This window comes from Vibrio sp. 10N.247.310.17 (assembly GCF_041466605.1).
Lineage (GTDB): Bacteria > Pseudomonadota > Gammaproteobacteria > Enterobacterales > Vibrionaceae > Vibrio > Vibrio tasmaniensis_A.
Genome location: NZ_JBFSTC010000062.1, coordinates 22,715 through 32,263, shown reverse-complemented (window position 1 = coordinate 32,263; position 9,549 = coordinate 22,715). Strand labels below are relative to the sequence as shown.

The window sequence follows — 9,549 nt, the reverse complement described above, 5'->3', positions numbered from 1 at the left end:
AGAGAAGCTGCTTAGTAAACAAGCGAATGATGACAACTACCTTGAAAAACGCCGATATTGAAAAGTTGAGTGCTGTTGATGCTATGTCCTCTAAACCTCATCCTTTGATGGATTTCTATGATGAAACCGCCTTTTATGCACTAAATGGAAGGATCGCTGTTCCTGGTGAGATCGGGTGTTATGGTAGTCACTATTTAGCGTGGGAAAGATGCATTCAGTTAAATCAACCAGTTATTGTCTTCGAAGACGATGTTGTTGTTGATGTCGATGTATTTGGAAAAACGGTTCAATTTGCCAGTAAGCATATTGAAGAGTGTGGTTTTATGAGATTGGAAAATTATTCGACTAAGAGAGAGTATAATTATGTCGTTGAAAATCTCGATGACGAACAAAGTCTAGTGCGACATATTAAAACACCACTATGCACCACTGCCTATATGATCACACCGCATGTGGCGAAAATTTTTATAGAAAAAAGTGAACGATTCCTCTACCCAGTAGATGTATTTATTAGAAATGTATGGCTTCATAAGCAACCAACTTACGGAATATCTCCTGCAGGATTAACCGGGGGAGAAGGTGGCTCAGTCATTGGGAATCGGTCTTCTAGAACAAAAAAATCACTCCGTATTAAAACTCTAAAATTCTTAAGTAAGTTTAGAGATGTCGCTATGAATGGTTTGTTCAATTTGACCTATACCGTAATAATCAAAAAAAGCAGACCCAAAATGTTTAACGGTTTTTAATCGTTTCTTATCTGATTGATTTTACGTCATTCGTTTAGAACGAACCGAGATTTAGATATAAGAACAGCTCCCAATTGGGAGCTGTTCTTCGTTATCGTGTCATGTAATTAGTGGTATCAAGCTCTAGCTCGAAAGTTTTGTTAAAAGAGTAGGACGGTGCACAGCTAAGCTATTTTTGCTAAGGTGTTATTGAATTTAAAAAGGTAGTGATATGCAAATCCGGAACGCTAAGGTAACTGATATTAGCTCGATCTTAGAGCTCTCTATGCAAATAAATCGTCAACATCATCTTGGTGCCCCTATGGTATTTGCTCCCGCTTCTCATGGCTTAGCTGATAGTGAAGAATATTGGTTGGGATTGATGCTTGATCCGGTTGGCACTTTCTTAGTTGCGATTGACGCTCAACAGGTTGTTGGTTTCTTGGTGGGGAAGGTAACGCAGAATAAAGGGGTAAGCTTCATTCAGTCTCACAAAATAGCGCGAGTGAATACGATTGTGGTAAACGATCAGGTTCAGAGCCAAGGCGTCGGCAAAGCGTTGATGAAGTCGTTTAATCAGTGGGCGCAAGCGAGTGGTGCTATTGAGCTTAGGTTAGAAGTGATGGAGTTTAATCAGCAAGCTAAGGGTTTCTATGAATCGTTAGGCATGGAAACTCAATCACGAACCATGTCCATGCGCTTTGAGGAGAACTAAAGGTGCGCCTATTTTTGCCTTTATCACTGTGTTTACTGTTTGTAGCTTCGAGTGTGCAAGCTGAAAAGGTTGTGGTTGAAAAGATAATTTCTGACGCGACGGCAATCGAAACCATTGTATTCGAGTCGAAACCGGCTCACTCTCAGCGTGTCTCAACGTCTTCCTCTAACTCACCCTCTTCAGTGATCTCAAATTCCAAACATGTGATTATTGTGGATGATGTTCTTAGCAGTAACTCTGGCGAACAAGTTGCCCAGCTGTCTCAAGGTTCATCTAAACGTCCCCCTCAAAGCTCTTCTCAACAGTCTTACACTCTAACCGGTCCCTTTTCTGAGGCAGACTCTCTGTCGCAAGTGGTTACTTTAGTCAAAGTTGATAAATCGAAACGTAGAATGTACCTACTTAAGGGTGATGAGGTCATTCAAGAGTTTCGTATTGCGTTAGGGAAACAACCGAAAGGGCATAAACGTTTTGAAGGAGACAACCGAACACCTGAAGGGGAATACCAGCTCGATTATGTGATGGAAGAATCGGATTTTCACCGCTCGGTGCATATCAGCTACCCGGAACCTTCGGATATGCAGTGGGCTGAAGAAAATGATGTCGACCCTGGAGGGAATATCAAGATCCACGGTATTAAAAATGGTGAGCGCCGTTCGCCTAGTTTTATTCAAAGCTTTGATTGGACGGATGGTTGTATTGCACTAACCAATCAAGATATGGATGAGTTCATTCAACTCGTAAAAATGGGTACCCCTATCCATATCGAATGGTAGTCATTGGTACCCAATTTTATTAATCATTTGCGGAATCAATTAGCGCAGTCAATTTCCGTAGTCAATTCGTAAAACCAACTTCCGAAATTAACCGCTAAAGCCAGTTACAGTAGGACTCGACCAGCACTGAATATCGCAATCACGATAAGCAATGCAATGGTGACAGGCTTGAACTTCGCTCCACCAAACCTCTCAAACAATTTCGAACCGACATAGCCGCCAAACATGCTGCTTGGTAAGAGTGCTAGAGTAAGCCAGACCACATCACGATCGACTAACCCTGCGATAGAGGCCGTAACAAAGGCGCTGGAATCAGCTAGTACAAAGAACGCAATCAGGCCTGCTCTGGCAATGTGTGGTGCGACAGGACTTGCCAATGCATGCGTGCCAACCGGAGGGCCAGACATGGAAGCTGCACCATTCATTATCCCCGCAAGGCTGCCTAGAATATAGGGAGCAAATCTAGGTTCGCTTTTGTATTGGAACCCTTTGTAGATCATGATTGCTGACGCAAGAATGAAGGCACTGATGATCAAGATGATCGTGTCTTGGCTAACGGATTTGAGCAACAGCAAGCCGACGGGCGTGAAGGCCAAACAGGGGATAAATACCTTTGAAACCCATCGCCAATTTACGTGATGTTTAACCTTCGGCAGCAATTGGATATTGCCTAACAGGTCGATCAGCATGAAAACAGGAACCAGTTCGATAACAGGCACGAATAACGCACTCAATGGCAATGCCACTAAGGTGAAACCAAAACCTGAGAAGCCACGAACAATAGCGGCGAAAATGAAGATTGCACCCAAAATTGGGAAGGTTGGACTAAAAATGAGATCCATAAATTAAGTAACCAATGAAGCTGTCTAAATAGAACGAGCGATGAAACCAAGTGAGTAGCGGAATGTACTCCTACTCACTTGTGTTTGCTACTTAATTTTATGGTTTCCCGAGAATTAATTTTAAGGCATCCCGGGAGTTTATTTAAAGTTTATCGGGGCTATTTTTGCGGTATTTACGAGCTCAATTTATAGGATTGAACTGATTCGGAAAATCAGTAAATACAGCATCTACTTTTGAGAGAAATTTGAAGCGAGACGGATCATTGACGGTGTAGCACCATGTTTGAATGTTTGCTTCACCAAGTGTATCAAGATCGCTCTGCTTCAGATGCTCGTAGTTCATGTGACAGCTGAACGCTTTAACCTCATCAATCAGCATAAGATCATCTTGAGTCAGTTGCTCTGTGATCACACCGACACGGTATCTAGGTAAATGACGAGCGATTTCAGCAACGACTTGATGGCTGAAGCTTGAAAGCAAAACTCTGTGGGTGTCTAGATTTGAATGGATCAACTCGGTGTGCAGCAAATCAACGACATGAGGTGCTTGATGTCGGCTATCGACTTTGACTTCTAGGTTGACGCTGAGATCATACAGCTCAACAAGCGCGAGCAACTCTTCCAGCGTCAGTATTTTCTCACCCGCGAACTGCTCAGACTTCCAACTGCCAAAGTCAAGCTGACGCAGTTCTGCAAGGGTATGTTCGTCGACACGACCCTTGCCATCGCTGCAGCGCTCAAGCGTGTGGTCGTGACAAACCACAAGTTGATCATCCTGAGTGGGCTGAATATCAACTTCAATCCATTTCAAACCGAGTTTCGCCGCTTGTTCAATGCTTGCTTTGGTATTTTCTGGGTGAGTACCTGCTACACCTCTATGACCTACGATGATAGACGACATAATTAATCCCTCTTAAAGACGCACCGTAAAAACGCATTAAATATCAGTGTACTCGATTAAGCGAGAGCCGTCGTTAAGCTTGTCGCATCTTCGTGTGACTCCTGTGATGTGAAGTTATTTGGGTGAATGCGTTTGCCAAGATTGTCAAAAATATGCAGGTTGGATTTATCGATTCTTAGCGCTAGGGGGACGGCTTGGCACAGTGTCGTTTCGGGTGTTACTGCAATGAAGGGCTGCTCGTTCACCAGACCATGAACCAATTGATTTGGACCCAAAGGCTCAACCACACTGATACGCAGTTCAAGAGGCAAGGTATTCATCATCAATTCTGAACCAATTTCAGAGTGCTCTGGACGAATACCAAGTGTGATAGCTGTATTTTTTACGTGGGCGTACTCGGGTAAGTACATTTGCTGATCACCAATCTCAAGGTATCCGTCATCGAGTGTTGCTGGTAAAAAATTCATTGCAGGGCTGCCAATAAAGCTTGCCACAAAGGTGCTGGCAGGCTGGTGGTAGACTTCTCTTGGTGTGCCGACTTGTTCAATTTGGCCTTTGTTGAGCACCACGATTCTATCAGCCAGTGTCATGGCTTCGACTTGGTCATGAGTCACGTAAACACTGGTCACGCCAAGTTCGTGTTGCAGTTTTTTGATCTCTAATCTCATGTGAGCACGCAGTGAGGCATCTAGGTTAGACAAAGGTTCGTCAAACAGGAAAAGTTGAGGGTCGCGCACAATCGCTCGCCCCATGGCAACACGTTGACGTTGACCACCCGAAAGCTTGGCTGGCTTGCGGTCTAGATATTCTTCGATTTTCAGCGTTTTGGCGACTTTCTCAATTTTCTCTTCAATAAGGTGCTGACTAACACCTCGGTTCTTTAAGCCATAAGCGAGGTTTTTGTAAACCGACATGTGCGGGTAGAGCGCGTAATTCTGGAAGACCATCGCGATATCACGCAGGGCAGGTTTCTCTGTATCAACACGGCGACCACTTAAGTGAATCTCGCCACCAGAAATGCTTTCCAAACCCGCAATGGAACGTAGGATAGAAGACTTGCCACAACCAGAAGGACCCACCAAAACAAGGAACTCACCCTCATCGATATCAAGCGAGACTCCTTTGACGGCTTGGTGGCCGTTTTCATACGTCTTTACCAAGTTCTTGATACCCAGCATGATGGGAGCTTTGCGCGTACGATCGTGAGTGGCTTGGTTGTGCGCTAACGTTTGTTTTAGCTTTGGCATCGGGGTGTCCTCTGTATTTTTGTGGATAGCTTGGTGAGAAGGTAGGTGAGACGTCTTGTACTCATCGAGTGATTGAATGCGGTTATTGTTCATTTGAGTTGTGTCGTTATTATTTTTCACTTTCTACTAGCCCTTTTACAAACCAACGCTGAAATACAACCACCACTAGTACGGGTGGCAACATGGCTAAAATCACCATGGCGAAAGCATAGTCATAGCGCGGTAAACTGGTTTCATTGATATTATTGAGTACTTGTTTGATGCCCATCACGATGGTGTTGTAGCCTTCGTCGGTAGTCATCATGATTGGCCACAGGTATTGGTTCCAACCCACCACAAACATGATGATGAAGATCGCGGCGATCATGGTTTTAGAAAGAGGCAGCAAGATATCGACAAAGAATCGAAATGGGCCTGCATTATCTAGTTGAGCTGCTTCTAACAATTCATCGGGGATGGTTTTGAAGAATTGCCTGAAAAAGAAGGTCGCGGTGGCTGATGCGATCAAAGGCAGAATCAACCCTGTATAGCTATTAAGAAGACCAAGCCCAACGACAACTTCATAGGAAGGGATAATACGAACCTCTAATGGCAGTAACAGCGTCACGAAGATCAGCCAAAACCACGCCGTGGCGTAAGGGAGTCTAAAGTAGACCAAAGCAAACGCGGCCATCATCGAAATGATGATCTTACCGATCGCAAAACCTAGCCCCATGATCATCGAGTTGGTGATCATTTTACTGGCGGTGACTTCGCCACTAAAGCCCATGCTTTTGTTCCAAGCTTCGCTATAAATGGCCGTAAAGTTATCGCCCGGTAGCCATTGCAGACCTTCGCTGACAATGGTGTTTGGGTTATGCGTAGAACTAGCGAAGATTAGCCAGATAGGGACCAACATAAACAGCATCCCTGCAATTAAAATTAGGTGGTCTGAGACCTTATTACTTTTCATAAATAACTCCTGTCGCGTTAAATCCTAGCGGGGAGGGGCTAGTAATGGACGCGCTTTTCTACAACGCGAAACTGGATAAATGTGAGAGTGAGTACCAGTAGTAACAACACAACAGACTGGGCGGAACTGCCGCCTAAATCTGCGCCAACAAAACCATCTCGATACACCTTGTACACTAGTGAAGTTGTACCGCCACCTGGGCCACCATTGGTCATGGTGTCTATCACGCCAAAGGTTTCAAAGAATGAGTAGGTGAGGTTGATGACCAGTAGAAAGAAGCCAGTCGGGGCGAGCAGTGGGAAGGTAATGGTCCAGAAACGTTTTGAGTCGCTGACACAATCCAGCATCGCCGCTTCTTTTACGGCGTAAGAGATCGATTGGAGTCCCGCTAGGAAGTAGATGAAATTCACCGAAACCTGTTTCCACACGGAAACCAAAATCAGAGCAAACGTGGCATCCACGGGATCGGTTTGGAAGCTAAAATCCCAACCCACAACAGCAAAGATTTCTGTGAACACGCCAATGTGCGGGTTAAACAAGAAAGCACCAATAACACCTGCAATCGCAGGGGCAACCGCATAAACCCAAGTGAGAGTGACCTTGTAAGCGCCTTGTCCGTGAATGATGTTGTCGGCTTTCACGGCAAGCAGCAGAGCCAAGGCAAGTGATAAGAAAGAGACCACAATTGCGAACATCAAAGTAAAGCCAATCGAGTTCAGGTACTCGCTCGATTCGAATAGCATTTGGTAATTCTCAAACCAGACGAATATAGATGAGGTGCCCCAAGGGTCTTCCAGCATAAATGAAAGGTAAACCGCCTTTGCTGCTGGGTAGATAAAGAAAACCGCAATGATGAGTATCTGAGGTGCCAAAAATAGGTAAGGCAGCGGAGAGTGAAAGAATTGTTGACGTCGTTCCACAGGGTAATCCCTAAAAATAATTACAGTGGCCACTATGAGCGGCTGTTACCACTAGCGCTGTATCAGGCATGCATCCCGTTGAGTTATCGTTGTTGGAGCAAGAAATGGCGCTAGAGAAGAGTCTCCTCACGCCTTGCCATAGCGTTTTTTTAGCGACGCAGTGACAAGTAGTGAGGAGTGATGAACGGCTCTGATTCGCTAAGCCTTAAGCTTGTGAATAGTTTCGTTTCATTAATCGATCCAGTTTACTGATCGATCTAGTTCATCGTTCGAGCGAAGCGCTTTAGTAGTTTGCTGCTCTCATCTTCGACCTTGTCTAGGCTGCTCTCGACGCTAGAGCGATCAGCGAAGATGTTATCGAACTCACGGTGCATCACTTCACGGATTTGCGGGTAATAACCTAGGCGGTAGCCTTTAGTCCACTCGCCCGATTTGAGGCTTAGTTGCTTAACGCCCACTTCTGCGTCTGGCTGCTCTGTGTAGTAGCCGGACTTTTTCGCTAGTTCATAGGCAGCCGTTGTTACAGGTACATAGCCTGTTGTTTTGTGCCAGTACACTTGAGTTTCAGGCTTTGTCAGGTAATCAAAGAACGCTGCAACCCCTTTGTCCTGTTTCTGGTCATGGCCATTGAGTGCAAACAGAGCGGCACCACCAATGAAGGTTAAGCCAGCATCAGGGTTGACCGATTTCCAGTATGGAAGGTAAGTTGTGCCTAACTCGAAAGGCACGCGGTTACGCAAGCCACCGAACGAGCCTGAAGAACCCATCCACATCGCCACTTCTTGGCGCTCGAAAGGTGTTTGGTTCGCGTCCCAGTCGCTGCCGTAATACTTGTAGTAACCTAGATCTGACCACTCTTTCATCTTGCTAACATGCATCATCATGTCTTTGGTATTGAACATGATCTTAGTGGATAAGCCGTCGTAACCATTGTTTTGGTCTGCGACCGGTAGATTGTGGCGAGACTTAAAGTTTTCAAACATGATCCATGGCGTTAGAGATTGAGAAAACGCGATGTGTCCTTCGGCCTTCAGTTTCTTAGCAACCACTTCGAGTTCTTCATAAGTCTTAGGCGCTTCGGCTCCCACTTCTGCGAGAAGGTCTTTGTTGTAGTAAAGAACCGGCGTCGAACTGTTGAAAGGCATACCAACCATCTTGCCTTGGTTGTCGGCATAGAAGTTACGAACGCCCGCTAGGTAATCATTCGAATTAAAGTTGTAGCCCGATTCAACCAGAATATCCTGTACCGGTTTCGCGACACCTTTCGCGTTCATGATGGTTGCAGCACCGGCATCGAAGACTTGTAGAATGTTAGGAGCTTCGCCTGCTCGATATGCTGCGATACCCGCTGTTAAGGTCTCTGTGTATGAACCTTTATAGATTGGCGTGATCTTGTAATCATCTTGTGACGCATTAAAGTCAGTCGCAATCTTATTGACGGTTTCTCCAAGTTGGCCGCCCATTGCGTGCCACCAAGTAACTTGAGTCGTTGCGAACGCCGGCATTGCTGCTGTCGCAGAAAGAACGCCTGCCAAAATTAGCTTATTCATCTTCTTTTCCTTTTGGATGAAATCGATATAGAGGTATTGAATTTGAGTATTAACGAGACGGTAGGGGTATCGTTTGAAGCTATCTTGAACAGGGTATATTTCACTTACGTGGCTAAAGCGTTTCACTGATGTGAAAGATTCATTTCGATTTTATTTAAGAGAAAAGTTATTGATGGATTTGATGTTTGATGTATTTGGCTTTCAAGACGTTTTTCTGACCAAAAAAAAGCCTCTCGATGGAGAGGCTAAGAATAAGGTTCGATGTGGATACAGTTTTAGTGCGCGATGTCTAATTGGTTGTCTTTCACGCCGTTAATACGGAACCAACCTGCGATACTGAATCGCTCTGTGTTGGTTGGTAACACTTCGTGTGGGAACTGTTCAGACAAGAACACAAATAAGCGGCCTGACTTTGGTGGAATGGTCGCAATGTGGTTGTCTTTTAGATCGTAAACCACGAGCTCCCCTGCGTCTTCCTCAGACCATTCGTCATTCATGTAGAACACAGTGGTTAGGCGGCGGTTTTCATTACCTTTAAAGCAGTCTAAGTGCTTCTGGTAAAAGTCACCTTTTTCGTATTTAGCAAAGTGCGCTTCGTACTCGAACAGACCCAAAAAGAACGCTCTGTTTGCTTCTAAACGAATTTGTTCCATTTTGTCTAGGAACAGAGATGCGGGTTCGCCCATATCACGGCGTACCCACTGAATTTTGTCACTACGAATCGTTGCTTCTCGTGCTACATCATCGTTACGGCCGATCCTAGCCTTTTTCCAGTTCTCTGGAAGGCAATCCCTCAATGCCACTACTTCTTCGTGAGTTAAGAAGTCATCCCAAACAAAGTAACCTTGGGTAGAAAGAGCATCGATAAGTTGGTTCATGTACAGCACTCAGACAATAAATTAGAGGCGCATATATAGTCCG

At 45.0% G+C, this 9,549-nt stretch carries 10 protein-coding genes; 3 read left to right on the top strand and 7 right to left on the bottom strand.

Going from position 1 to position 9,549, the window contains the following annotated elements; all coding sequences use genetic code 11:
* Window positions 1-26 precede the first annotated feature (26 nt).
* From AB6D80_RS16520 to AB6D80_RS16510, 3 genes are all read left to right on the top strand, one after another.
* A complete protein-coding gene (locus tag AB6D80_RS16520; RefSeq protein ID WP_372189100.1) occupies window positions 27-746 on the top strand; it encodes a glycosyltransferase family 25 protein in 720 nt (239 codons plus the stop codon).
* Window positions 747-957: 211 nt separating this feature from the next.
* Window positions 958-1,440, top strand: a complete 483-nt coding sequence (locus AB6D80_RS16515) for an N-acetyltransferase family protein (protein ID WP_371703915.1) — start codon at window positions 958-960, stop codon at window positions 1,438-1,440.
* A 2-nt stretch (window positions 1,441-1,442) separates the two neighbouring features.
* Complete coding sequence (locus AB6D80_RS16510; RefSeq protein WP_371703916.1) at window positions 1,443-2,216, top strand: murein L,D-transpeptidase family protein; 774 nt, start codon at window positions 1,443-1,445, stop codon at window positions 2,214-2,216.
* Window positions 2,217-2,320: 104 nt separating this feature from the next.
* On the opposite strand, the gene AB6D80_RS16505 is transcribed toward AB6D80_RS16510, so the two are convergent.
* The 7 genes from AB6D80_RS16505 to AB6D80_RS16475 form a co-directional block, all read right to left on the bottom strand.
* Entirely contained in the window at window positions 2,321-3,058 is a 738-nt protein-coding gene (locus tag AB6D80_RS16505; protein WP_102459118.1) for a sulfite exporter TauE/SafE family protein, read from the bottom strand.
* 181 nt (window positions 3,059-3,239) lie between these two features.
* On the bottom strand, window positions 3,240-3,959 hold the full coding sequence (locus AB6D80_RS16500; RefSeq protein WP_371703918.1) for a glycerophosphodiester phosphodiesterase family protein: 720 nt from the start codon (window positions 3,957-3,959) through the stop codon (window positions 3,240-3,242).
* A 56-nt stretch (window positions 3,960-4,015) separates the two neighbouring features.
* Window positions 4,016-5,326, bottom strand: a complete 1,311-nt coding sequence (locus AB6D80_RS16495; protein WP_372189097.1) for a sn-glycerol-3-phosphate import ATP-binding protein UgpC — start codon at window positions 5,324-5,326, stop codon at window positions 4,016-4,018.
* Window positions 5,316-6,158: a sn-glycerol-3-phosphate ABC transporter permease UgpE gene (ugpE, locus tag AB6D80_RS16490; RefSeq protein ID WP_372189095.1), complete on the bottom strand. Its 843-nt coding sequence runs from the start codon at window positions 6,156-6,158 to the stop codon at window positions 5,316-5,318. The genes AB6D80_RS16495 and ugpE overlap by 11 nt, the downstream gene beginning before the upstream one ends.
* A gap of 38 nt (window positions 6,159-6,196) precedes the next feature.
* On the bottom strand, window positions 6,197-7,078 hold the full coding sequence (locus tag AB6D80_RS16485; RefSeq protein WP_009846305.1) for an ABC transporter permease subunit: 882 nt from the start codon (window positions 7,076-7,078) through the stop codon (window positions 6,197-6,199).
* 257 nt (window positions 7,079-7,335) lie between these two features.
* Complete coding sequence (locus AB6D80_RS16480) at window positions 7,336-8,628, bottom strand: extracellular solute-binding protein (protein ID WP_009846306.1); 1,293 nt, start codon at window positions 8,626-8,628, stop codon at window positions 7,336-7,338.
* A gap of 275 nt (window positions 8,629-8,903) precedes the next feature.
* The gene (locus AB6D80_RS16475) at window positions 8,904-9,506 is read right to left on the bottom strand and encodes a 2OG-Fe(II) oxygenase (protein WP_371703922.1); all 603 of its coding nucleotides are present in this window, start codon (window positions 9,504-9,506) and stop codon (window positions 8,904-8,906) included.
* Between the last annotated feature and the right edge of the window lie 43 nt (window positions 9,507-9,549).

Excerpts from the sequence above, each read along its gene's own strand:
- AB6D80_RS16520 (WP_372189100.1), top strand. The coding sequence starts at position 27 with ATGATGACAACTACCTTGAAAAACGCCGATATTGAAAAGTTGAGTGCT.
- AB6D80_RS16515 (WP_371703915.1), top strand. The coding sequence starts at position 958 with ATGCAAATCCGGAACGCTAAGGTAACTGATATTAGCTCGATCTTAGAG.
- AB6D80_RS16505 (WP_102459118.1), bottom strand. The coding sequence starts at position 3,058 with ATGGATCTCATTTTTAGTCCAACCTTCCCAATTTTGGGTGCAATCTTC.
- AB6D80_RS16500 (WP_371703918.1), bottom strand. The coding sequence starts at position 3,959 with ATGTCGTCTATCATCGTAGGTCATAGAGGTGTAGCAGGTACTCACCCA.
- ugpE (WP_372189095.1), bottom strand. The coding sequence starts at position 6,158 with ATGAAAAGTAATAAGGTCTCAGACCACCTAATTTTAATTGCAGGGATG.
- AB6D80_RS16480 (WP_009846306.1), bottom strand. The coding sequence starts at position 8,628 with ATGAATAAGCTAATTTTGGCAGGCGTTCTTTCTGCGACAGCAGCAATG.
- AB6D80_RS16475 (WP_371703922.1), bottom strand. The coding sequence starts at position 9,506 with ATGAACCAACTTATCGATGCTCTTTCTACCCAAGGTTACTTTGTTTGG.